At 58.5% G+C, this 21850-nt stretch carries 22 protein-coding genes; 11 read left to right on the plus strand and 11 right to left on the minus strand.

What is annotated here, in order from left to right:
* Window positions 1-36: 36 nt before the first annotated feature.
* Together OKX01_RS01515 and OKX01_RS01520 are read right to left on the minus strand one after the other, a co-directional pair.
* Window positions 37-879, minus strand: coding sequence for a branched-chain amino acid aminotransferase (locus tag OKX01_RS01515; RefSeq protein WP_108728264.1), 843 nt, complete (start codon window positions 877-879; stop codon window positions 37-39).
* Between the two features lie 112 nt (window positions 880-991).
* Window positions 992-2098 carry a DUF418 domain-containing protein gene (locus tag OKX01_RS01520; protein ID WP_264672338.1) on the minus strand — a complete coding sequence of 369 codons (1107 nt, stop codon included), beginning with the start codon at window positions 2096-2098 and terminating at the stop codon, window positions 992-994.
* 76 nt (window positions 2099-2174) lie between these two features.
* On the opposite strand from OKX01_RS01520, the gene OKX01_RS01525 reads away from it, so the two are divergent.
* Both OKX01_RS01525 and OKX01_RS01530 read left to right on the plus strand, forming a co-directional pair.
* Window positions 2175-2786: a TetR/AcrR family transcriptional regulator gene (locus OKX01_RS01525; RefSeq protein WP_249460945.1), complete on the plus strand. Its 612-nt coding sequence runs from the start codon at window positions 2175-2177 to the stop codon at window positions 2784-2786.
* A gap of 48 nt (window positions 2787-2834) precedes the next feature.
* On the plus strand, window positions 2835-3272 hold the full coding sequence (locus tag OKX01_RS01530) for an acetyltransferase (RefSeq protein WP_264672339.1): 438 nt from the start codon (window positions 2835-2837) through the stop codon (window positions 3270-3272).
* 170 nt (window positions 3273-3442) lie between these two features.
* Here OKX01_RS01530 and OKX01_RS01535 read toward each other — a convergent pair whose 3' ends face one another.
* The 9 genes from OKX01_RS01535 to OKX01_RS01575 form a co-directional block, all read right to left on the minus strand.
* Window positions 3443-4213, minus strand: coding sequence for a fumarylacetoacetate hydrolase family protein (locus tag OKX01_RS01535; RefSeq protein ID WP_264672340.1), 771 nt, complete (start codon window positions 4211-4213; stop codon window positions 3443-3445).
* Window positions 4214-4219: 6 nt separating this feature from the next.
* Window positions 4220-4885 (minus strand): aspartate/glutamate racemase family protein, encoded by a 666-nt coding sequence (locus tag OKX01_RS01540; RefSeq protein WP_264672341.1) that lies wholly within the window; start codon window positions 4883-4885, stop codon window positions 4220-4222.
* Window positions 4886-4892: 7 nt separating this feature from the next.
* Window positions 4893-5531 (minus strand): flavin reductase family protein, encoded by a 639-nt coding sequence (locus tag OKX01_RS01545; protein WP_264672342.1) that lies wholly within the window; start codon window positions 5529-5531, stop codon window positions 4893-4895.
* 1 nt (window position 5532) lies between these two features.
* Window positions 5533-6789 carry a Zn-dependent hydrolase gene (locus OKX01_RS01550; RefSeq protein WP_264672343.1) on the minus strand — a complete coding sequence of 419 codons (1257 nt, stop codon included), beginning with the start codon at window positions 6787-6789 and terminating at the stop codon, window positions 5533-5535.
* Entirely contained in the window at window positions 6786-8153 is a 1368-nt protein-coding gene (locus tag OKX01_RS01555; protein WP_094195404.1) for a dihydroorotase, read from the minus strand. Before OKX01_RS01555 ends, OKX01_RS01550 begins: the two co-directional genes overlap by 4 nt.
* A 122-nt stretch (window positions 8154-8275) precedes the next feature.
* Complete coding sequence (locus OKX01_RS01560; protein WP_230018892.1) at window positions 8276-9784, minus strand: amidohydrolase family protein; 1509 nt, start codon at window positions 9782-9784, stop codon at window positions 8276-8278.
* Window positions 9781-10605, minus strand: a complete 825-nt coding sequence (locus tag OKX01_RS01565) for an ABC transporter permease (protein WP_094195406.1) — start codon at window positions 10603-10605, stop codon at window positions 9781-9783. Before OKX01_RS01565 ends, OKX01_RS01560 begins: the two co-directional genes overlap by 4 nt.
* Entirely contained in the window at window positions 10605-11366 is a 762-nt protein-coding gene (locus OKX01_RS01570; RefSeq protein WP_094195407.1) for an ABC transporter ATP-binding protein, read from the minus strand. The genes OKX01_RS01565 and OKX01_RS01570 overlap by 1 nt, the downstream gene beginning before the upstream one ends.
* A 62-nt stretch (window positions 11367-11428) precedes the next feature.
* Complete coding sequence (locus OKX01_RS01575; RefSeq protein WP_094195408.1) at window positions 11429-12442, minus strand: ABC transporter substrate-binding protein; 1014 nt, start codon at window positions 12440-12442, stop codon at window positions 11429-11431.
* 150 nt (window positions 12443-12592) lie between these two features.
* Here OKX01_RS01575 and OKX01_RS01580 point away from each other — a divergent pair, with 150 nt between their 5' ends.
* From OKX01_RS01580 to OKX01_RS01620, 9 genes are all read left to right on the plus strand, one after another.
* Window positions 12593-13501: a LysR substrate-binding domain-containing protein gene (locus OKX01_RS01580; RefSeq protein WP_094195409.1), complete on the plus strand. Its 909-nt coding sequence runs from the start codon at window positions 12593-12595 to the stop codon at window positions 13499-13501.
* 246 nt (window positions 13502-13747) lie between these two features.
* The gene (locus OKX01_RS01585) at window positions 13748-14737 is read left to right on the plus strand and encodes a substrate-binding periplasmic protein (protein ID WP_249460967.1); all 990 of its coding nucleotides are present in this window, start codon (window positions 13748-13750) and stop codon (window positions 14735-14737) included.
* A gap of 87 nt (window positions 14738-14824) precedes the next feature.
* A complete protein-coding gene (locus OKX01_RS01590; protein ID WP_108728252.1) occupies window positions 14825-15556 on the plus strand; it encodes an amino acid ABC transporter ATP-binding protein in 732 nt (243 codons plus the stop codon).
* 8 nt (window positions 15557-15564) lie between these two features.
* Window positions 15565-16236, plus strand: coding sequence for an amino acid ABC transporter permease (locus tag OKX01_RS01595; RefSeq protein ID WP_108728251.1), 672 nt, complete (start codon window positions 15565-15567; stop codon window positions 16234-16236).
* A gap of 12 nt (window positions 16237-16248) precedes the next feature.
* Window positions 16249-16917 carry an amino acid ABC transporter permease gene (locus tag OKX01_RS01600; RefSeq protein ID WP_264672344.1) on the plus strand — a complete coding sequence of 223 codons (669 nt, stop codon included), beginning with the start codon at window positions 16249-16251 and terminating at the stop codon, window positions 16915-16917.
* 14 nt (window positions 16918-16931) lie between these two features.
* Window positions 16932-17837 carry a dihydrodipicolinate synthase family protein gene (locus OKX01_RS01605; protein WP_125277351.1) on the plus strand — a complete coding sequence of 302 codons (906 nt, stop codon included), beginning with the start codon at window positions 16932-16934 and terminating at the stop codon, window positions 17835-17837.
* An 844-nt stretch (window positions 17838-18681) separates the two neighbouring features.
* Window positions 18682-19239, plus strand: a complete 558-nt coding sequence (locus OKX01_RS01610; RefSeq protein WP_108728249.1) for a methylated-DNA--[protein]-cysteine S-methyltransferase — start codon at window positions 18682-18684, stop codon at window positions 19237-19239.
* 125 nt (window positions 19240-19364) lie between these two features.
* The gene (locus OKX01_RS01615; RefSeq protein ID WP_123050890.1) at window positions 19365-20855 is read left to right on the plus strand and encodes an aldehyde dehydrogenase family protein; all 1491 of its coding nucleotides are present in this window, start codon (window positions 19365-19367) and stop codon (window positions 20853-20855) included.
* Window positions 20856-20946: 91 nt separating this feature from the next.
* A complete protein-coding gene (locus tag OKX01_RS01620) occupies window positions 20947-21819 on the plus strand; it encodes a transporter (RefSeq protein WP_094195417.1) in 873 nt (290 codons plus the stop codon).
* Window positions 21820-21850: the final 31 nt, after the last annotated feature.

Below are 21850 nucleotides of genomic sequence, written 5' to 3' on the forward strand. Positions count from 1 at the left end.
AGTAATGTAGGTGGCCGCTTGGCTACCTTTTGAGACTTAGTTGCGCTCGGTATAAGCCATGTACAGCTCGCGAGCACGGGTCTCAACCGGGCCGTGCGCATAGTGGCGATCGTCAATGCGATTGCAGTGCAGGACCTTGCCGTAATTGCCGGTACTGAATATCTCGTCCGCATCCAGCACGTCTTGCGGTGTCAGGCTGACTTCACGTACGTCAAGGCCATCGTCGCGCAGCAGTTGCATGACACGTCGGCGGGTAATGCCGTTCAGGAATGTGCCGTTTAGTTCGGGCGTCAGCACGACGCCGTCACGCACAATCCACAAGTTGGCGACGGCAAACTCGGCTACCTTGCCTTTGGAGTCCAGCACGATGGCGTTGTCAAAACCCCGTGCGCTGGCATCGCGCAAGATACGTTGGGTGTTGGGGTACAGGCAGGACGCCTTGGCATCGGTGGGAGCCATGGAGGGGTCTGGGCGCAGGAATTCGCTGAACGTGGCGCTAAAGCCGCTGTCTTCCGGCATGGGGGATTCAAAAATATGAATGGCCAATTGGCTGGTGGCTGGATCGGGCTGGATGAAACCGCCGGGCGCGAAATACAGCAGCTTGATGTAGTAATCCGTGGAGTGGGATAGTTTTTTCAGGCCCTCATGCACCAGGTCCACGGTTTGCTGGGGCGTCATCACGGGTTCCATGCCCAGGGTGATGGCCGAGCGGTTCAGGCGCTCACAGTGCAGATCCAGATCCGGAGTATGGCCGTGGATGGAACGGGCACCGTCAAATACGGTCGTGGCCATCCAGAAAGCATGATCTGTGGCGCCAATCAAAGGCGCGCTGGTGTCGCTCCATTGGCCATTGGACCAAGTGATTTCATTGTTACTCATGGGACATCACTCCTGATTTTATTGTGGCGTAGTGGCAATTCATTTTTGCCGTCCTCGTATTTCCAGTACACATAATAGAGAGCAAAAAACGATTTGGGGTGGTGTCAGCGTGCTATCTGATTTTTTGGGCACCGTAGGTGATGCGTCGTAGCACCGCTTCCAGCGGGCCGCGCCCCCAGTGCTGGGCAATCAGGCCCGTCAAAATCATGGCCAGCAGAGCCAGTGCAATGGCGATTGGCAATAGTGCGGCATTGCCAAAAACATCAAACAGATTCAGGCCATAGCTGCTAAAAATCAGCCCGGCCAAAATGCCTTGGGTCACATAGGCGCTCAGCGAATTGCGGCCTGCTTCAATCAAGACATTGGGCAGTCTGAACCATTGCCCGCAGCGCAGCAATAGATAGAGATACACGGCTGACAGCATGGGGGCACCTATCGCAATGCTGAGCAGGCCAATCAGTCCCATCAGGTTGGTTTCGTAGGCCACCAGGGCGCTAAAACAATTGATGGCCAAAGCCAGCGGCAAGAGCCAGGGCAGGGCGCGTCCCAGCTTGTGTTGTCCTGCACTACGATGTGCAAAGAAATTGCTTTTGGCTGCAGCCAGTCCCAGCAACATGGCTCCGAACGCCAAAGGGCCTTGATACAGGAACATGAAAGCGAAGGCATTCGGCCATTCTTCCAGGCGCGCCAACGTCGCTTCGGAGAAGGCTCCACCCAGGGAGTAAACCGGCGCCATGTCCTCTGTACTGGAGAGCAGGTAAACGATCAGTCCAATACTAATAATTTCTATCAGCACCATCAGCAAGGCGACCTTGACCAGCCCACGCGCAGAGAGCGTGCGCAGCGGCCAGATCAGCACACCCAACACCGAGTAAAGCAGCAGGATATCGCCAGTAAATACCAGGGTTGCGTGCAAGCAACCCAGCACGGCCAGGCCGAGCATGCGACGAAAATAACGGCGGCTCAGGGGAACGCCAGCACGTTCGGCAGAGCGTGCCTGGATTTCGATGCCCCAGCCAAAAATCAGCGAGAACAATAGGAAAAATTTGCCCTGAAACAGAAATTCGATCAGGAAGGCAGCGGTATGGTCATAGGTGGTGGAGATGTTTATCGGGTCACTGTCGCTCAGTGCCAGATAGGGCAGGTTCACGACACAAATGCCAATCAGGGCAGCGGTGCGAATCAGGTCGATGGAGGAGTTGCGAGAGGCCGAAGACATAGGTGTTTATTGTTTGAGCGCTTGTTCAATGTCATAATATTGAGCGATTGCTCAATGTGTCAATAGGGGACAGGTGATGAGTGAAAAAGAAGACAGTGCCACGCGAATTCGACAGGCCGCTGTCCAGATTTTGATGGAAGTGGGGGTACGTGCTGCGACCACCCGCATGGTGACCGAGCGGGCGGGGGTTGGCCGTGGGCTGTTAAACCATTACTTTCGTTGGTCCGAATTACGGGCTGATGCCTGGGGCGAGATTTTTGACCAGTTGCTGGATCAGGAGGCGCAAGCCTCGCAAGAACCGCAGGCCTTGATGGAAAGTTACCTGAACAGTGCCTTTGAACAGAACAATCGCATTTACTGGTTCTTGTGGCTGGAGGCTGCCGACCTGGCCAAAACCGATGCGGCACTGGCGGTGGTGATGACACGGGTACAACGCCGGATGCTGGAACAGTTGGCCTCCTACCTGAGACTCGGGACCGAACAAGGACTGTGGCAAGCGCCCGATCCTGAAGGTACCGCGTTGCGGCTGTCCGCTTTGTATGACGGCCTAGCCAATATGTTGCTGACCCAGTCCACGCAACTGAGCCCGGAACAAGCCGAGCAGCATTTGCGGCGTCTGTTTTTTCTGGAAGCCCGGCCGGTTTCGGCGGACAGTACAGGCCAGGCAGAGCCAGTGCGTGGTTGTTAGGCGTGATCCCCCTGCTGTGAAAACCAGATGAACCCCTAAAAGGGAAAGATGATGAATATTCGCCATTCGCGCCCGGAGGACGGGCAACGTGCTGTTGAAATCTGGCGCAAGGCCGTTGATGCTACACACGACTTTTTATCCGCTCAGGATCGTCAGGAAATTGATGAACTGGTCTGCGGTTTTCTGCCTCAGGCCAGCTTGTGGCTGGCGGTGGACGAGACGGACTACCCGCTGGCTTTCATGCTGATTGATGAAGGCCATATGCAGGCCTTGTTTGTGGACCCGGACAGCCGGGGAACGGGTATTGGCAAGGCTTTGGTGCTGCACGGCTTGAGCCTGCATCCCACCATGACCACCGATGTGAATGAACAGAATGGGCAAGCCGTGGGCTTTTACGAAAAAATGGGCTTCAAGCGTACTGGTCGCTCGCCTGTGGACGATCAGGGCAGGCCTTATCCGCTGATTCATCTGCAATATCAGGCTTGATGTGTATCGCATGGTCTGATGCTTGGGTCTTTGTCTCCCAAGGCCCGTCACTATTGGCAAATCGGCTTTGCACGCGGCATTCCCTGCAATAGCAGTGCAGAGCCTGTGCTGCTTGATGAGAGGCTCTGTCAGGCAAAGCCAGCGCCGTTTTGGACGCTGGCTTTGTGCTTTTATGCACAGATAAAGTCCAGCTCACCGATCCCGTGAATGGCGGCCTGAATCCGGTCGCCGGGAGCGGCATACAGCATGGGCAGGCACGTGCCCGTAATGATGACCTGACCGTTTTTCAGCCCGCCAAGATGGTGGCTGCCCTGATTGGCCAGCCAGATCAGCAGCCGTGTCAGCTCGCCGGCCGGATTCTGGTTCGGGCCTTGCAGCACGGGCTGTTGGCCCACTTGCAGGCGCGCCCATTCAGGTTGCAGCAGTGTCATATCCTGCGCGGCGATCCCTTGCGCCTGATGGACCAGCGCACCGTGGCTGGCCAGGTCGGCCAGGGTGGATAGACGACCCACGGTGTCACGCTGCACAAAACGGGATTCGACAATCTCGACTGCCACACAAACCTGGCTGATCGCCTGCCAGATTTGCTCCATGGAATAGGGTGTCTGGCCGGGTGGCAAGTCCTGGCCCAGAATCAGGCCGATTTCCACTTCTATGCCTCGCAAAGACAGGCTTTCAGCGGCAGGTGCATTGGGGCTGGCGTAACGAAAGCGTTGGGGCAGGGGGGCGCAGGTAGGCGGGGCTACGCTATTGGCCGCGCCGACTTTCCAGCCACCTAGGGGGCCCAAGGCGTCCATTTGCATGGCTTGAACGCGATAAGCCTGATCAAACGACACCGGGCGCAGCGATTCGGGCCAGTCCTCGATGGGGCGGTTCTCTTGGCGAGCCTGAAGCAGCCGCTGTGCGGTTGCCAGGCAGCCGGATTGCAGAGGGGCGTTCATCAAGGTTTACCAGCCTAACAAGCAACGGCCCAAGGCAGCCGCAACAGTGGCCTGCGTAGGCTCCACGACAGCAATGCCCAAAGCCTGTTCCAACGCCTCGCGCTGATTGGCCATACCGGCACAACCCAGCACCACAACATCGGCACCGTGCTCATCACGCAGGCGCTGGCCAACTTCTGTCAGGCGTTGCAGGGCTTTTTTCTCGTCAGCCAGTTCCGACACGCCCATATTGATGGCCAGATCGGCTGCCAGACGGTCTGTCACACCCATTGCGCCAAAGTAACGCAGGTGACGCGGGATGGAGGTCTGCAAAATGGATAGCACGCCAAAGCGTTGGCCCAGCGACAAGGCGGTCAGCACGCCGGTTTCGGCAATGCCCAATACAGGCACATTCACCGTTTCGCGCAAGGTGTACAGGCCGGGGTCGCTAAAGCAGGCCACCACATAGGCAGCGGCGTCTTCTTTGACGCTCAGGGCCTGGGCGCGCAGGTGGGGAATCAATGTGTCGATATCGGTTTGGCTTTGTACACCTGCCGGTCCTTGGGGCAGGCGCAGGCAGGAAATAGCCGGGCCATCGGACAGACGCAAAGGCTGGACAGCACGGTCCAGGCCGTCCGTTACGATCTGGCTGGAATTGGGGTTCAGAACGTAGATATGAGGGCGACGGTTCATGATGTTGTTATGTTTGGGTGGGCGGTGGCCCGTTTGGGTGGCTTAATTTTTCTGACTGAAAGCGGCCCTGCAGGCCGACATACCAGTCAGAACCATGCAGGCGCCCGATCGGGTCGTACGCGTCTATATCAATGCGCCCTTCAGGCGTCAGGATGGTGTTATCGCAGTGCACATGCAGAATTTCGCCAATGACGATATGGCGTAGCGGGCCCAGGTCCAGCGCAGTGTGCAAGCGGCATTCAAACTGCACTGGGCATTGGGCGATACGGGGCGGCTGCACCTGCACGCTGGGGGCCAGATCCAGGCCCGCTTGCAGATGCTCGGCCTGCCCGGTCGGGTAGGCAATGCCGCAGATATTCATGGCGTGTGCCAGCTTGGCACTGATCAGGTTCACTACAAACTGGCCGGTGGCCAGAATATTGCGGGTGGTGTCCTTCAGGCCATCGGCAGAGTGCGCATCGTTTTCCAGGCCCAGTGCCAGCACGGCAGGCGCTGAACCCATCACATTGAAAAAGCTGAAAGGGGCCGTGTTCACGCGCCCCTGCTGGTCGCAGCTTGTGACCAGGGCAATGGGGCGCGGCAACACGGTGTTGACCAACAAGCGGTAGCGTTCGCGTTCGCTGAGCTGATCACAGGACCAGTCCATGTCAGTTCCTCTGGTCCAACATGACAACGGTCTGATACAGAACCCGCGTACCGTCCAAAAGCTGCTCGGAAGTAATGGATTCTTCGGGGCAATGGCTGCGGCCATTCAGGCAAGGAATGAAGATCATGCCCATGGGGCCGCTGGGTGCCATGTACACCGCATCGTGACCGGCTCCGCTAGGCATGACCATGCTCTGGTATCCCAACGCACTGGCGGCCTGCTCGATAATGTTCATCACATCCGGCGTGCAGTCTGTGGGCTTGGCCAGGCTGACTTGCGCCGCGTCCAGACCCAGGCCCATGGCCTCGATTTCCGGGCGCAGCTGGGCCAGCAGTTCTTCGGTAAAGTTCTGCATCAGCTCCTGACGGTCGCTGCGTACTTCCACCATCATTTCTACGCGTCCGGGAACGGCATTGGAGGCGTTGGGCGTCAGGTTCAGGTTGCCAATGGTAGCGACCAGATAGTCTGGCCCACCCAGCGCACGGCGAGCCTTGCGGTCCACTGCATTGATGATCAGGCTGGCACCGACCAGGGCATCACGGCGGATGTCCATGGGTGTGGTGCCAGCATGGTCTGGACGACCCGTGATGATGATGCGGTGGCGGCAAATGCCCACGATATTGCTGACCACACCAATGGGCAGATTGCGCGATTCCAGCACCGGCCCTTGTTCGATATGCAGCTCGACAAAAGCGGCAGTATCACCGGGTGCACGACGGGCCTGGGCCAGTTCCTGGGGGCGGCCACCGATGCGGGCAATGCCTTGTGCCAGTGTTTCGCCCTGTGGATTGCGTTCGGCCAGCATGGCCTCGGACAGAACTCCGCCCATGGCGCGGCTGCCTAGGCAGGACACGCCATAGTCGCTAGGTTCCTCAGACAGAAAATCCACCACTTCAAAAGGGTGGTCTAGCTGGATGTTCTGCTCGTTCAGGCAACGGGCGACTTCCAGCCCGGCCAGCACGCCGATAATGCCGTCGTAGCGCCCGCCATACATCACGGTGTCGCAGTGCGAGCCGGTCGTAATCGGTGCCAGACCGGGCTTGCGTCCTTCGCGGCGACCGATCAGATTGCCGGCGGCATCCACGCGTACTGTCAGGCCCGCTTCCTCGAACTGTTTCAGCAGCCACTGACGCGATTGCAGAAACAGATCGGAGAAGGCGCGACGGGTCCAGGGCTGGTCGGGTAGCGTGAACGCGGCCAGCTCCTGAGTGCTGCGCCACAGACGCTCCTGGTTCAGCAAGGGCATGGCCAGACTCATGACAGTTCGCCTGCTTTGTGCGGACGGATGAACTGACCGTCGCCCGCCGCGTTACGCACGGTTTTGCCGTCCCAGGCCAGTTGGCCGCGCACATAGGTGGCTTCCACACGTACTTGGAACTCGCGGTCCTCGAAGGAGCTCCAGGTCACGGCGGACAGGCTGTTGGACGGGTCAAAGCGGTAAGTTTCGGGTTTGACGATCACGATGTCGGCATCTGCACCTACATTCAGCGAACCCTTGCGGTGTTCCAGCAGGAAGTGTTGGGCAGGGCCCCAGCACAATTGCTTGACGACCATGGTGGGAGAAATGCCGTGCTCGGCGCAGCCTGTCCAGAAGGCGGGCAGCAGGGTTTCCAGACCAGGACCACCGGAGGAGTTCTGGAACACATTGTCAAACTGCTTGCGCTCCAGGCCCCAGCTCACGTGGTCGGAGGACACGAAGGTACATTCGTCGTTGGCAATGTGGGTCCAGAGCAGATCCATTTCTGCCTTGGGGCGAATCGGTGGGTAGTGCTTGGTCTTGGCACCGAAGCGGCGGGTGTGCTCTTCGTGGTTCAGCATCAGGTACTGCACGCAGGTTTCAATCGAGGCCTTGTGGCCTGCCTGACGGTACATATTGCAGATTTCAAAACCGCGCGACAGGGACACGTGCACGGCGTGGGCACGGGCACCGGTCTGGGCACCGATTTCGTAAATAGCGCTGGTGGCCAGGTTTTCAATCAACGGTGTGTGGGCGCGCAAGAATGCGTCCCAGCCCGTATCACCAGCTTCGACCATGCGCTTGATGTTCTTGCGAGTCAGTTCCTGGTCCTGGTTGTGCACACCGCAAGCCAGGCCGGAGGGGGCGATCAGGCGGAAGGCTTCCATCAGGATGTCTTCTTCCACGCGCGGGAAGCGGTTGGGGCTGGCTTCAAAGGTAGAGAATTTGAAGCCGCACACGCCGCCTTCAATCAGGCCTGCCGCCGCTTCCAGACCATGCTGGTCGTTCAGGGTGCCGTAGCAGGCCACGTCCACGTGGCAGTCACTTTCAATGCGGGCAATCTTGTCGTCCAGTTGCGGACGGGAGGCAACGGGTTCGGGATCGTCGTAAGGCATTTCCACCATGGTGGTCACGCCACCGGCGGCGGCCGCACGCGAGGCCCAGCCCAGCCCTTCCTGATTGGCCTGGCTGCCCGAGTGCACCTGGCCGTCCAGCACGCCGGGCATCACCCACATGCCACGCGCATCTACGTGCTCGCGGGCCGAGGGGGCCGCGCCAACGCCACGGGCTGCTACGCGACCTTCCCGCACGGCCAGCCAGCCGTCCGTGATGATGCGGTCGCGCTCAACAATATTTCCTCGTACTACCAGATCGAAGTCGCTCATTATTTTCCTCCTTGGATGGCTCGGGCCCGCGCATGTCGCGTGTCCGTAATCGTGTTCGTTTCTATGATTGAAGCAAATTCAATCATGAATGTCGTATGCCTATTTATCGGTAAAACATAACGTCATGTTAAGTCTTGCTTGGAGTGCGCCCAGCGCTGTACGTGATAGCGGTCATGGCCCAGGCACAGGCAGAAAGAGCCCACCGCCTTGGCCAGTTTTTCCGTGATGTGACGCTTGTCATAGGTGTTGCGCGTGATGCGTTCCTGGGCCTGCTCCACTTGCTGGCGCAGGTGCGGCATATTCACTTGTGTTAACTGTCGGTCGCGCACGGCAAACTGGCCGTCGACCATCACATGGCGCAGCGCCAGGCCGTCTTCCAGATGTACTAATTGGTTGACCGTGTTGTTATGCGGAATCCAGTTGATATGGCCCAGATCCAGAAACACGATGTCGGCCTTGCGGCCCGGTTCCAGACGCCCCAACTGCTCGCCCATGCCCAGACAGCGGGCACTGCCCTCCGTCGCTGCATGCAGCGCTTGTTCGGTTGTGACCCAGCGTTCCGTATCCGGGCCGCGCACCTTGGACGAGAAAGAGGCCAGACGCATGGCTTCGTACATGTTCTGGTTATCGCCACTGTTTGAGCCGTCCGTGCCCAGGCCCACGGTAATACCGCGTTCCAGCATGGCGTTTACATCGGCAATCCCATTACCTAAACGCATATTGCTGCCGGGGTTGTGGGCCACCATGGCGCCGCGCGAGGCCAGAATGTCCAGATCGCGTTCGTCCAGCCAGATGGCGTGCGCCAGGGTGAAGCGGGGCGAGATCAGGCCCAGCTTGTCCAGATGCTGAACAATAGTGGTGCCATAACGCTTCATGCCGGTCAGGGCTTGCACATAGGACTCGCCAACGTGGCTGTGCAGGCCGATAGTGCGTTCTGCGCTGATTTCACCGCAGGTTTGCAGGAACTCGTCCGAGCACAGCATGGGAATGGTTGGCGCCAAAGCCACGCGAATGCGGTCGGGGTTGCGCTGCTGGTCCAGAAAGTCTGTCAGACCCGATAGCGTGGCCCGAAACGACTGGGGTGCCAGTTGGGCCACAAACTTCTGCAGTTCTTCCGGCAGGGCGTCGATCAGGCCGGGCACGGATTGGTAAAAAGACAGGTCCGCCATCATGGGGGCGACGGTGGCCCGCATACCGGCATCCACATAGGCCTGGGCGACGGCATTCATGCCTTCCGCCGTGGGGACGGGGACCTCAGAATACAGGTCGTAGCTGGCGGTACAGCCTTTGAGCAGCATTTCTGCCGCGTTTAGCTGCGTGCTCAGGTACTTGTCTTCCAGATGACGGTCGCCATTGATCCAGGGGCCTGCTGTCAACAACAGTTCCAGTGACCAGCGATCCCCCATGGCCTTGGCATAGGTGCCGTGGCCGTGGGTGTGGGCGTTGATCAGGCCGGGATGCAGCAGTTGGTCATCCGCTTGCACTACCGTGGCGTCAAAGGGGGCGGGCAGGCCGGGCGGTCCCATGGCTTCGATCTCGCCATTCTTGATCAGAATGTCCAAAAGCTCGGCTTTGGCCTGGGCGTGAGCCAGCACCAGGCCCCCACGGATGACCGTATAAGGGGATGTCATGATCCGCTCCGATTGTCTTTGATTGCCCAAGGGAACAGGATGCGTTCGGCGGCAGAGATCACCTGGAAGAACACAATACCCAGCACCGACAAGATGGCCATGGCGCCAAAGGCCACCGGCGTCTTGAAGAAAGCGGTGGAGGTGGTGATCAGGTAGCCCAGGCCTTGGTCGGCCGCTACAAACTCACCCACCACCGCGCCGACGACGGACAAGGTGATGGCGACCTTCAGGCCCGAGAAAATAAAGGGCACGGCAAAGGGCAGACGGATACGGAAGAACTCTTGCATACGGGTGGCACGGCAGGCACGGACCAGCTCGATCAGCTCGGGCGGGGCGGCCAGCAGGCCAGCGGTCATGGAGATCACCAGCGGGAAAAACGCGACCAGAAAAGTCACCACGACACGCGGCAGCTCAGTAGGTCCAAAGATAATCACTAGAATCGGGGCCAGGGCCACCTTGGGGATGGACTGAGTCAGAATCAGCAGCGGGTAAATCGCCTGCTCGAAAAAACGCGAGTAGGTAATCAGCACGGCCAGCGGGAAGCTCACCACAATGGACAGCAAAAAGCCCAGCATGATGGTGCGCGTGGACACCAGCGTGTGCATCAGCATGGCCTCTTTCATTTGCATGGAATCGGCCCAGATGCGCGAGGGGGCAGGCACCAGGTATTCAGGGATATCAAACAGGCGGCTGGCCAGTTCCCACAGAATGACCACGGCAATCAGGGTGATGGCCGGGACGGTAATTTCATTGAAATCGCGCAGGCGCAGTCGTCGCTTGCGCACGGGCGCGGCGACCAGGGTTTGAGTTTGCTCGCTCATCAAGCCACCTCGTGTTGGAAAATAAGTTCACGCACGGCGGCGGCACAGCGTGTGAATTCCGGCGTGCCCACCAGGGAAAAGTCGCGTTCGCGGGGCAGGTTCACATCCAGAATTTCGCTAATCTGGCCGGGGCGTGGCGACATCACCACAATACGGTGGCCCAGCATGACGGCTTCGGAAATCGAGTGCGTCACAAACACAATGGTTTTGGGGTCTTCGTACCAAAGGCGCAGCAGTTCCAGCGTCATGGTTTCGCGGGTCAGCGCGTCCAGTGCGCCGAAAGGCTCATCCATCAGCACCACTTTGGGGTTGTGTACCAGCGCGCGGCAAATGGCTACGCGTTGTTGCATGCCGCCGGACAATTGCTTGGGGTGATGGTGCAGAAAATTGCCCAGACCGGCGGTGGTCAGCAGGCGTGTGGCGCGGCTGCGAGCCTGATCGTCCAGCCGCCCCATGATGCTGGACGGCAAGAGGGTGTTGTTCAGAATATTGGCCCAAGGCACCAGGGTCGGGGCCTGGAACACAATGCCGGTGTCCTGACGAGGGTGGGCAACGATTTCATCATCAATGCTGACCGTGCCGCTGGTGGGCATCAACAAGCCCGCAATCAGGCGCAACAGCGTGGATTTACCACAGCCCGAGGCGCCGACGATGGCAATGATTTCGTTGTCCTGGATGTCCAGATTGATTTGTTTCAGTGCCTGAGTCTCGCGCTCGGTATGACGACCGTAGATCAGGTTCACGTCTTGAATGCGTATCACAATGCGCTCCTAGGCGCGCGCTGACCCGCCTGGGCCAAGCCAGTGCGCGCGCAAAAATCAGCTCAGGGCTTGGCTGTGCCGTTGGCTTTGACGATGAACTGCGGGTCGTAGGCTTGGTGGTAGTCCCAGGCAGGGTCCAGGCTCTGAGCTTCAACAACGGCCTCGTAGGTGGTTTTCATGCGGCCTTCTTCCAGACTGCCTACCCCGTGCTGGGCACTGAAATCGGTGTAGATATAGCCCAGCACGGCGTTCAGGTTGCCCATGCAGTCATCCAGATCAATTTCTGGATTGGCCTTGACGTGGGCCTGGCAGGCGGCGTCCGGATCCTTGCGGGCGGCTTCCCAGGCTTCGATGGTGGCGTTCAGGAAGTTCTGCACCATTTGTGGGCGTTCAGCCAAGGTCTTGTCGGTGGTGAAAACGGACAGGGCGTAGATGTTGAAACCCTGCTCGCTAAAGGGCAGCACCACGATTTCCTTGCCAAAACGCTTGGCCTGCTTGTTCTGGTAGTAGTAGTTGGTGGCCAGGAAGGGAGCGGCGTCCACTTTGCCGTTGATCAGCAAGGGGGCCATAGAGGAGCCGTCTACCGTCACCCATTGGATCTTGTCGGGGTCGGTATTGGCTTTGCGTGCCACCATGGGAAAGTAAAGCTTGTGGCTGTTGCCGGGCGAGACGGCAATTTTCTTGCCCTCCAGGCCGGAGAAGTTGGTGATGCCCGAGTCCTTGAGCACAAACAGGGAGTGGGCCGAGTGCGAGAAGGTGGACGCAATGGCCTTGACGGGAGTCTGGCTGTTCTGGCGCGAGGTCAGAATGGCAGAAATATCGGCCAGGCCAATGTCGGCAGCGCCACCGGCTACTTTCAGAACGGTATCGCCCGAACCGGTGCCTCGGGTGATCTTCAGGTCTATGCCGTGTTTGTCGTAAATCCCATTGGCAATGCCCGAATAGTAGGGGGCATAGTCGCCGGTGGGGATGAAGTCCAGCATCAGATGGACGTTGTCAGCGGCGTGGGCGGTGGGCGCAGCGGCGGCCAGTCCCAAGCCCAGCACCGCAAGGGTGCGCGCAAGCAGGGTTTGCATGATTTTGTCTCCGTGTCGTAGTTATGAAGCCGCTCTTTGGGCCCGTTGCGATCAAGGTGCAGCGGGATGGCAGCTTGAAAAAATTGAAACATAGGCAAATCAAAATGTCTTATGCTTATTTGTGCTCGAAACATAAGGCTACGTTAAGGGATGCTGCTCAATCTTCGTCAAATCGAGGTCTTTCGCGCCATCATGCTGACCGGTTCTATCAGCAAGGCGGCACAGTTGCTCAACGTATCGCAACCGGCCATCAGTCGCCTGCTTTCCTATACGGAATCACGCATTGGTCTGGTGCTGTTCGAGCGCATCAAGGGACGTCTGTACCCCACGCCAGAGGCGCGTCGGCTCTATCAGGAAGTGGAGCAAGTCCATAACAGTGTGCAGCGGGTTAACGAGGTGGCGACCGACCTGATCGAAAAGCGCCACGGCAGCTTGCACATTGCTGTCAGCCCCAGCCTGGGGCAAACCTTGATCCCCATGGCGGTGACGCGTTTTCGCAAAGCATTCCCGGATGTGAAGGTGTATGTGCGCACCCTGATCTCCAGTGATCTGGTTCAGGCTTTGGTCACCCAACAGGCCGAAGTGGGCGTGGCCATTGTGCCGCTGACCCATCCCAGCCTGCATGCCCAATCTATCTACGAAAACCATCTGGTGGCGGTGTTGCCCGCCAGTCATCCCTTGGCTGACAAGCAGGAGCTGGACGCCAGCGATCTGGAAGGGCTGGACTTGATTGGTTATGGCAATGACACGCCTTATGGGCAGATGGTGCAGCAGCTATTTGGTAACCGTCCGGGTGTGCCGCAACTGTCTGTAGAAGTGCGTTTGACGCATATTGCCTGTGCCATGGTGCAGGCCGGAGCCGGGATTGCGATTGTGGACGAACTGGCCGTGGCAGGCCGGGTCTGGCCAGATGTGGTGGTACGCCCCATCAATCCGCGCACCACCATGCCCTTGCACATGCTGCATTCCAATGTCGTGCCGGTGTCGCAATTGGCGCACGACTTCATGGACGTGGTGATTTCCACGGCCTCCCGAGGGATGCGGGCAGGCTGGGCCTGAGTGACTCAACAATACCGCCCCCCCGCGCTGTCCCGTCGTTTGACTGCCTCTTCAAAGGGGGGACTTACCCTTAGGGCGGGCCGGCGGGAAAACACGCTGTGTTCGTGGAGTCCGCCGTGTACAGGGGACACAGAAATTCGCTTAACGCTGTGTTATGAAGAGTTAATAAAAAAGCATATGACATCAAGGTTTTGCCACCCCTAGAATTAAAGCACTACAAACAGAAAATGATGGCAAGGAGACCTTATGCAAGGCGTAAACACTATCGCCGCGTTGGTTGCGGCTGTTTCTCGCAAACACAATATGTTCCGATTGGGACGTGCCCGTTTGGGGCATGCCCGTCTGGGACGTGCCCGTCTGGGGCATACCCGCTTGGGACGCAAGGCTGGCTTGATGCTGGCTGCCGTGGCCGCTGGCCTGGCCTTGAGCCTGCCAGCACATGCCGACAATCCCAATCAGGGCAAGAAGTTCAAAGTCGCGGCTGACGTGGGCCTGGTGCCGTTTTTCATGCGTGGCACTGACGGCAAGATGGATGGTTTTTCCAACGATCTGACCCAGGAAGTGGCCCAGCGCATGGGTTATGACGGTGTCGAGGTCATCGATACGCCGTTTTCCGCTATTTTTGCAGGCTTGTTTTCCAGCCGCTATGACATGGTGGCCGCCCCCACCAACACCACGCGGGAACGTGCCGAGCAAATGCTGTTTGCCGAACCGTATATGGCAGGCGGTCTGAGCTTTCTGGCTAAAAAAGGTGCCACCGTCAATGCGCTGGAAGAGCTGAAAGGCAAGACCATTGCCGTCAATAACGGCAGTTTCTCGGACCGCTGGTTGCAAGAGAACCAGGAAAAGTACGGCTACAAGATTCAGCGCTTTAACAAGAACACGGATGCGGTGCAGGCCGTGGCCATTGGTCGTGCTTTTGCCAATATGTCCGAAACTCCTTTGGCCCGCTACATCGCTACAAAAACCCCCGCTCTGGCCCCGGTCTACGACATGACCACCGAGGCCAACTATGCCTTTGCCTTTCGCAAAGACGACACCGCCTTGCGTAACCGTGTAGATGAAGTGCTGGAATGCATGAAGCAGGATGGCTCGCTATCCAAGCTGCATGTGAAATGGTTTGGTACGGAACCCAATGCCGGTACCGCCATGACAGTCGTTTTTCCCGGTTATGGCGCGCCTGACTACCCTGGTTACGAGCCCACCGAGCACACCCCCGACTGCTCCCGTCCTTAATAGCGCCATCGCGCTGTTTCTCTAGCTATACGGCCCTGCAGGGGCCGGTTCCCGCCTGCCCGTCGGGCAGGCGGTCAAGGAGCGACCATGAGTGAAATTGTCCGCATCCAGGGCTTGCGCAAGTCGTTTGGGCAAGCCGAAATTCTTAAAGGCATAGACCTGAGCGTCAGCACCGGCGAAGTCGTGGTGATGATTGGCGGTTCGGGCTCGGGCAAAAGTACCTGCTTGCGCTGCATCAACCGTCTGGAGACCCCTACCAGTGGCACGATTGTGGTGGCAGACAGTGATGTGACTTGTCCGCGCACCGACCTGAATCAGGTGCGTCAGAACATAGGCATGGTGTTTCAAGGCATACACCTGTACCCGCACATGACGGCGCTGGGCAATGTGATGCTCGCGCTGCGCAAGGTGAAAAAAGTACCCAAGGCGCAGGCCGAAGAGCAGGCCCGCCACCATCTGGAACAAGTGGGCCTGGCCGAACGTATCGAGCACTATCCCAGCCAGTTGTCCGGTGGCCAGCAGCAGCGTGTGGGCATTGCCCGCGCTTTGGCGCTGGAACCCAAAGTCATGCTGTTTGACGAGCCTACCTCGGGCCTGGACCCCGAGCTGGTCGGTGAAGTGTTGAACGTCATGAAACGTACCCGCGATGCGGGCATGACCATGGTGATTGTCACGCACGAGATGCAGTTTGCCCGCGAAGTGGGGGACCGTATTGTGTTCATGGACCAGGGCGTGATCCTGGACCAGGGCAGCCCCGATGAAATTCTGTGTAAGCCGCGTCACAAGCGGATTCAGGATTTTCTGAGCCGCATGAACTGAGGTCGGCCATGGATCAGATTGTTTATTACTTCTTTAACTGGACGCTGATCAGCCCCCATTTGCCCGAGATCATGCAGGGCTTTTGGGTCACGCTGCAAATGGCTGTGATGACCGTGATTCTGGGCACCGTTCTGGGCCTGGGTCTGGCCGTGCTGCGCTGCTATGGCTGGCGTCCCGTCAATATTCTGATGACGCTGTATGTGGACGTATTTCGTGCGATTCCGCAGTTGGTCATTATTGTGCTGGTGTTCTTTGCCTTGCCCTCAGTAGGCATTGTGATTGAACCGATCCCGGCCACCGTGCTGGCCTTGAGCCTGGTGCTGTCTGCCTTTGCCGAAGAAATCTTCTGGTCCGGCATTGCGGCGGTGCCGACAGGGCAATGGGAGGCGGGCCGCTCTACCGGCATGGGTTTCAGCCAGACGCTGTTTGCCATCATCTTGCCGCAGGCCGTGCGCCTGGCAATTCCGCCGCTGACCAATCGTGCCATCGGGATTACCAAAGGCACCACGCTGGGTTCAGTCATCGCCGTGCCCGAGCTGCTGAATGTGTCCAGCAACATCCAGTCCAACATCGCCAACCCCACCGCCTTTACGGCCGGGGCCATTTTGTTCTGCCTGATTTTCTTCCCCTTCGTTCATCTGACGAGGGTGCTGGAACGGCGCTATGCGATCAAGTCGTAGGAGTGATGCGCTATGGAACTGATCGATACGTTTCTGAATCCGACCGTTCTTGCCGCCAGTTGGCCGTTGCTGATGCAGGGCCTGTGGCTGACGGTCAAGCTCGCCGTCATTATTGTGCCGCTGGCCGCGTTGCTGGGCCTGATCATTGCCTGCCTGCACTATCAGCGGCATCGCTGGCTGAACCGATTGATCTTGCTGTATGTGGATTTCTTTCGTGCCTTCCCGCCTTTGGTGTTGCTGATCTTCATTTACTACGGCCTGCCGTTCCTGGGCCTGCCCTTGAATGAATTTTCCGCCACGGTGCTGGCGCTGGTGCTCAACAGCAGTGGCTATTTTGCGGAGATTTTCCGCGCTGGGCTGGAGTCGGTCTCGCCCGGCCAGAACGAGGCGGCACGCTCGACTGGCCTGAATGCCCGTCAGGCCATGGCCTATGTGGTCGTGCCCCAGGGTGTGCGCAATGTGATTCCGGATCTGGCCAGCAACACGTTGGAAGCCATCAAGCAGACCTCGATTGCCTCGGCCGTGGCCTTGCCCGAGCTGTTGCGTTCTGCCCAGATCATGCAGGGCGAGACCTACAGCCAGACACCGCTGATAGCTGCTGCGCTGATTTACTTCCTTCTTCTGTGGCCCTTGGTACGCATGATTTCGCGTATGCAAAAGCCATTTGTCATTCCACGTTGAGCCTAAGCGTAACTATGAAAAATAAAGGTGTCTTTTCCATTTGCCCCACCCCCTTCAAGCCGGGTGGCGAGCTGGATTTGCAAAGCCTGGTCAGTCTGGTGAATTTCCAGCTGGAAGCCGGTATTCACGGACTGGCGATTTTGGGGGTAATGGGTGAACTGCACAAGCTCAGCACCTTCGAGCGCCGACGTGTCATTGAAACTGTGGTGGCTGCGGTGCGGGGCGCGGTGCCGGTATGGGTGGGCGTACGCGCCTTGGGTACCGCCGCCGCCGTTGAGCAGGCTCGCAGTGCCGAGGATCTGGGCGCGGATGCGATCTTTGTGGCCCCCTTGGCCGGGGCCGACGAGGACATGCAGGTGGCCTATTACCGCCAGATCGTGCAGGTGATCCGTATTCCGGTGGTGATTCATGACTTCCCGGAACTGTTTGCCGCCCGTATCAGCCCCGCCTTGGCCGTGCGCCTGAAAGGCGAGGCGGGCGTGTCCATTTTGAACTCTGAAGATCCGCCTGTTGGTCAGAAAATTACCGCCGTGCGTGGCTTGTCCGGTGATGCACTGCCTATCTTGAGTGGCCTGGGCGGCATGCATTTTCTGGAGGAACTGCAACGGGGGGCCGATGGTGTGGTTACCGGCTTTTCCTTCCCGGAAATTCTGTTGAAAGTGTATGAGCTGCATCGCCAGGGCGATCAAGAAGAAGCCGCCCGTGTCTTTGACCGTTATTGCTCGCTGATTCGCTACGAATTCCAGCCTTTGGTGGCGCTGGCGTTGCGCAAATATTCCTATATGCGTCGTGGCATCATCGCCTGCGACGCTACCCGCGATCCGGCCACGGCGCTGGATCACATCAGCCGTGACGAGTTCGAGGCCGTGGTACGCCGCGTGGGCCTGGATTTGTCCGTCAAGGGCGTGCAAACCGTTTAAACCTTGCTGTTCTTGAGTAATTGCTGCATTTGTTGGATTTGCCGGGTAAGTAGCGTCTGGGGGGCCCCGGCGTTGTTTACCCGGTTTTTTTTGCTTCTTCTTCTTCTTCTTCTTCTTCTTCTTCGTCGTCTTCTTCTTTGGCCCTTGTAGAGCGGAGCTGTGTCCGGAGCAGGAGATTTGCGAGAAAAGGGGACAAGGAGTGCGAAGAGGCTGCATGTTTAGATAGTGCCTCGTGAAAACGCCGGTCTGGGCCGGGGGGCCGTCCTCCGGGCTTGGCTTCTTGCCGGTGCTGCGCACCGGTGCCCTGGTCAGGTTTGCTATTCGGGCGCGCCCTGAACTCGCGAAAGTGCCTTGTCCGCAGGACAAAGCACAAGCATTTCGCTCAAACAGCAGGGCGCTTGTACCCCGAATAGCAAGCCCGCCTGCGGCAAGAAGCCTGAATCGCCCAGAGGACGGCCCCCCGGCCCAGACCGGCTCACAATGATTATCAATATGAGCCCTTCCTCCTTCTGGGGTCTGGCGGTGCGGCTCTTTGGGCTGCTGTCGCGGCGTGAGGGACTTGAGGGGGGCGAGGTTTGCGTGTGGGTCGTCGCTTTCAACCGTTAGCGGTGGGTGTGGGGAGAGACAAAAGCAGGAGCGAATTACTAGCTATTGAGTGTCTGATGCTTTGTGGGAGCATAAACCTTGCTCGGAATATCCCGCTCAACAAGCTGTCGTGCGTAATCTGGAGTTTGTCGTTTGTCTTTGACGCTAGAGCCAAAGCTGTCTGGGTGTTGCCAGGGTTTTTGAAGTGGCTAGAGTCGCGCAGTATGATCAAGCATTATGCCCTTGGATCGGGATTGCCATGTTTGCTTATGTCGGGCTGCGTACTGCCTGCTTTGATACGCCTTTAGGGGTGATGCGTTTGCTGGTCGATGCTCAAGGTGCTTTGCTGCGCCTGGACTTCGAAGAAGAGACTGTGCATGGCCTGACGCCCGAGCAACTGGCCGGCTTGATCCCTGAACCGGCGTTGGCCGAACCTGTGCAGGAACAGTTGGACGCGTATTTTGCCGGCAAGCGGCAGCAGTTTGATTTGCCCTTCAGCCTGCAAGGCACCGAGTTTCAGCAACAGGTCTGGCAGGCCTTGCTGACGATTCCCTACGGCCAAACCTGGACTTACGGGCAAATGGCCGAACATCTGGACCGCCCCAAAGCGGTGCGTGCCGTAGGCCAGGCTTGCGGCCTGAACCCCATCAGTATCATCGTGCCTTGCCATCGTGTGCAGGGTGCCAATGGCATGTTGACCGGCTTTAGCTCCGGCCTGCACCGCAAAGCCAGCTTGCTGGACTTTGAGCGCCGCGTGTATTTGACCGGTGAGGCAGACTTTCAACTGAGCATGCCCGCCCAGTTGGATTTGTTCTAGCGCAGGCCAGGGTCCACTCCGTACCCAAATCAACAAGCCCCCGTGCACAGAATCACAAGTCCGGGCTTGTCCTCGTCCCTATACTGGATTCGTTAAGAATCAACTATTCCGTGTGGAGACAGACTATGGGGCAAGACGTACAACCCGAGCGCAACGCGATTCGCGAACACATGATTATTGACGGCAAGCCCGTCAGTGATTCTCAAGGACCCACCATTCCCGTCTACGATCCCGCAACGGGACAGGTGATTGCGCACCAGCCCGAGGCCGGTACTCAAGGCGTAGATCTTGCCGTTCGTGCCGCCCGCCAGGCTTTGGAACAGGGCGAATGGGGCAAGATGCTGCCCGCCCAACGCGAGCGCCTGCTGTTGCGTTTGGCCGATCTGGTCGAAGCCAACGCCGACGAGCTGGCTCGTTTGGAAACCCTGAACAACGGCAAACTGCTGTTCTTCTCCTACGGTCTGGAAGTGGCCGCCAGCGCGCAATGGCTGCGTTACATGGCTGGCTGGGCAACCAAGATCAGCGGTGAACTGCTGTCGCCCTCTATCGCTTTTCCTCCCGGCATCAATTACCACGCTTACACCCGTCAAGAGCCTGTGGGTGTGGTGGGCGCCATCGTGCCCTGGAACTTCCCGCTGCTGATGGCCGTGTGGAAAATCGCCCCTGCCATGGCAGCGGGTTGCACCGTGGTTCTGAAGCCTGCTGAAGAGACTCCGCTGACCGCCATTCGTCTGGCCGAACTGGCTCTGGAAGCCGGTTTCCCCGCCGGTGTGATCAACGTGATCACGGGCCGTGGCGAAAGCACGGGTGCGGCGTTGACGGCTCACCCCGACGTGAACAAGATTTCCTTTACTGGCTCCACGGAAGTGGGCAAGTTGATTGGCCATCAAGCCATCAACGATATGAAGCGCATGTCTCTGGAGCTGGGCGGCAAGTCCCCCGTGGTCATCATGGACGATTGCGATGTGGACATGGCCATTCAAGGTGCAGCCAACGCCATCTTCTTTAACCAGGGTCAGGTGTGTACCGCCGGTTCGCGTCTGTTTGTCCAAAAAGGCATTTACGAGCGCGTGGTGCAGGGTGTCGCTGACTTGGCGTCCTCCATGACACTGGGCTCGGGCTTTGAACAGTCTACCCAGATTGCGCCGCTGATCTCGGCACGTCATCAGCAGCGTGTGCAGAACTACATTGAGGCGGGTCGCCAGCAAGGCGGGCGCATGTTGGCAGGCGAGGGCGCACGCCCCGAGCAGGGCTACTTCGTACGTCCCACCGTGTTTGCCGACGTGGCACCCGATGCCCGCATCATGCGTGAAGAAATCTTTGGCCCTGTGGTGGTGGCGACCCCGTTTGACACCGAGGCGCAGGCATTGGCATTGGCCAACGATACAGACTTTGGCCTGGGTGCCAGCGTCTGGAGTCAGGACCTGGCCCGGGTGCAACGTCTGACCGCTGGTATCAAGGCGGGCACGGTGTGGGTCAACACCCACAACATGCTGGACCCCAGCATGCCCTTTGGTGGCTACAAGCAGTCTGGCCTGGGTCGGGAACACGGGCGTGCGGCGGTAGAGGCTTACCTGGAGACCAAATCGGTCTGCATGGCCTATCCGGCAGCCTAGTAAGAACCTGATCAAGGACTTGATCAGGTTCAGTACAAGGGCGCGAACACAATAACGATACCGTTCGCGCCTCTTTGAGGAGACAACAATAATGTATGCAATTTTGCAGCGAACCGCGCTGGCCTTGGCTTTGAGCGGCGTCAGTGCCGGACTGGCCCATGCGGGCGACCCCAGTGCCCGGGATTGGATACCTGCTCCGGTGGGCACCAATATCGTGGCCGTCTACATGATGGGCCTGAAGTCGCATGGTTTTTATGATCAGGGTTCACGCATTGGCGATAGCCCCAAGCTGAATGTGCAAGGCATGGTTTACCGCCAGATGCACTTTCGTGAGCTGGCCGGAAAAACGGTGCAGTACGAACTGATCGTGCCCGGCTTTCGCACCACGCTGGATGTTCCAGGGCAAGACCGTGATCGCATGACAGGGATGGGTGATGTGACTGCCGGTGCTGCCGTGTGGTTGCACAACGATCCGGAAAACCGTTTCTGGTTTGCCTGGGAGCCTTTCATCACTGCACCGACGGGTCGCTACCACGGCTCGCACGCGGATGTGTCTGCTGGCAAGAACCGCTGGAGCACGATTCAGGACTTCGCGATTGTGAAAGGCTTTGGCGAGTCCTCTTTTGTGGAAGGTGTGGCGGAGTTCGAGTTCTTTGGTAATAACAAGAACTACTACGGTCAGACCCTGAAAAAAGACACGGCAATTCGTCTGATGGCCCTGGTGTCCACCAACCTGACTGACAAGACGTATGTAGGTATGCGCTATCGCTACGAAACGGGCGGGCGCGAGCGGGTCAATGGTCAAACCACGGTGACGCGGGCGCGTAACCATCAATTGGCCGCCGAGATCACGCACCAGTTGACTGACGCTCACCAGGTGCAATTGCAGTACATCCATGATTTGAAAGTCGAAAATGGCCCGCGCATGCGCGGCCTGCAATTCCGTTATGCCTATGCGTTCTGACAGCCTGGACGCCCATGAGGAGAGACATCCA

The organism is Alcaligenes sp. SMD-FA, assembly GCF_025960365.1.
GTDB classification, from domain to species: Bacteria; Pseudomonadota; Gammaproteobacteria; order Burkholderiales; family Burkholderiaceae_B; genus Alcaligenes; species Alcaligenes aquatilis.

Bases quoted from the DNA above. Each gene is read 5' to 3' on its own strand.
- OKX01_RS01535 (WP_264672340.1), bottom strand. From the start codon at position 4,213: ATGAACGCCCCTCTGCAATCCGGCTGCCTGGCAACCGCACAGCGGCTG.
- OKX01_RS01545 (WP_264672342.1), bottom strand. From the start codon at position 5,531: ATGGACTGGTCCTGTGATCAGCTCAGCGAACGCGAACGCTACCGCTTG.
- OKX01_RS01620 (WP_094195417.1), top strand. From the start codon at position 20,947: ATGTATGCAATTTTGCAGCGAACCGCGCTGGCCTTGGCTTTGAGCGGC.
- OKX01_RS01610 (WP_108728249.1), top strand. From the start codon at position 18,682: ATGTTTGCTTATGTCGGGCTGCGTACTGCCTGCTTTGATACGCCTTTA.
- OKX01_RS01595 (WP_108728251.1), top strand. From the start codon at position 15,565: ATGGATCAGATTGTTTATTACTTCTTTAACTGGACGCTGATCAGCCCC.
- OKX01_RS01515 (WP_108728264.1), bottom strand. From the start codon at position 879: ATGAGTAACAATGAAATCACTTGGTCCAATGGCCAATGGAGCGACACC.
- OKX01_RS01585 (WP_249460967.1), top strand. From the start codon at position 13,748: ATGCAAGGCGTAAACACTATCGCCGCGTTGGTTGCGGCTGTTTCTCGC.
- OKX01_RS01550 (WP_264672343.1), bottom strand. From the start codon at position 6,789: ATGAGTCTGGCCATGCCCTTGCTGAACCAGGAGCGTCTGTGGCGCAGC.
- OKX01_RS01590 (WP_108728252.1), top strand. From the start codon at position 14,825: ATGAGTGAAATTGTCCGCATCCAGGGCTTGCGCAAGTCGTTTGGGCAA.
- OKX01_RS01600 (WP_264672344.1), top strand. From the start codon at position 16,249: ATGGAACTGATCGATACGTTTCTGAATCCGACCGTTCTTGCCGCCAGT.
- OKX01_RS01615 (WP_123050890.1), top strand. From the start codon at position 19,365: ATGGGGCAAGACGTACAACCCGAGCGCAACGCGATTCGCGAACACATG.
- OKX01_RS01530 (WP_264672339.1), top strand. From the start codon at position 2,835: ATGATGAATATTCGCCATTCGCGCCCGGAGGACGGGCAACGTGCTGTT.
- OKX01_RS01605 (WP_125277351.1), top strand. From the start codon at position 16,932: ATGAAAAATAAAGGTGTCTTTTCCATTTGCCCCACCCCCTTCAAGCCG.
- OKX01_RS01525 (WP_249460945.1), top strand. From the start codon at position 2,175: ATGAGTGAAAAAGAAGACAGTGCCACGCGAATTCGACAGGCCGCTGTC.
- OKX01_RS01580 (WP_094195409.1), top strand. From the start codon at position 12,593: ATGCTGCTCAATCTTCGTCAAATCGAGGTCTTTCGCGCCATCATGCTG.
- OKX01_RS01575 (WP_094195408.1), bottom strand. From the start codon at position 12,442: ATGCAAACCCTGCTTGCGCGCACCCTTGCGGTGCTGGGCTTGGGACTG.
- OKX01_RS01565 (WP_094195406.1), bottom strand. From the start codon at position 10,605: ATGAGCGAGCAAACTCAAACCCTGGTCGCCGCGCCCGTGCGCAAGCGA.
- OKX01_RS01555 (WP_094195404.1), bottom strand. From the start codon at position 8,153: ATGAGCGACTTCGATCTGGTAGTACGAGGAAATATTGTTGAGCGCGAC.
- OKX01_RS01520 (WP_264672338.1), bottom strand. From the start codon at position 2,098: ATGTCTTCGGCCTCTCGCAACTCCTCCATCGACCTGATTCGCACCGCT.
- OKX01_RS01540 (WP_264672341.1), bottom strand. From the start codon at position 4,885: ATGAACCGTCGCCCTCATATCTACGTTCTGAACCCCAATTCCAGCCAG.
- OKX01_RS01560 (WP_230018892.1), bottom strand. From the start codon at position 9,784: ATGACATCCCCTTATACGGTCATCCGTGGGGGCCTGGTGCTGGCTCAC.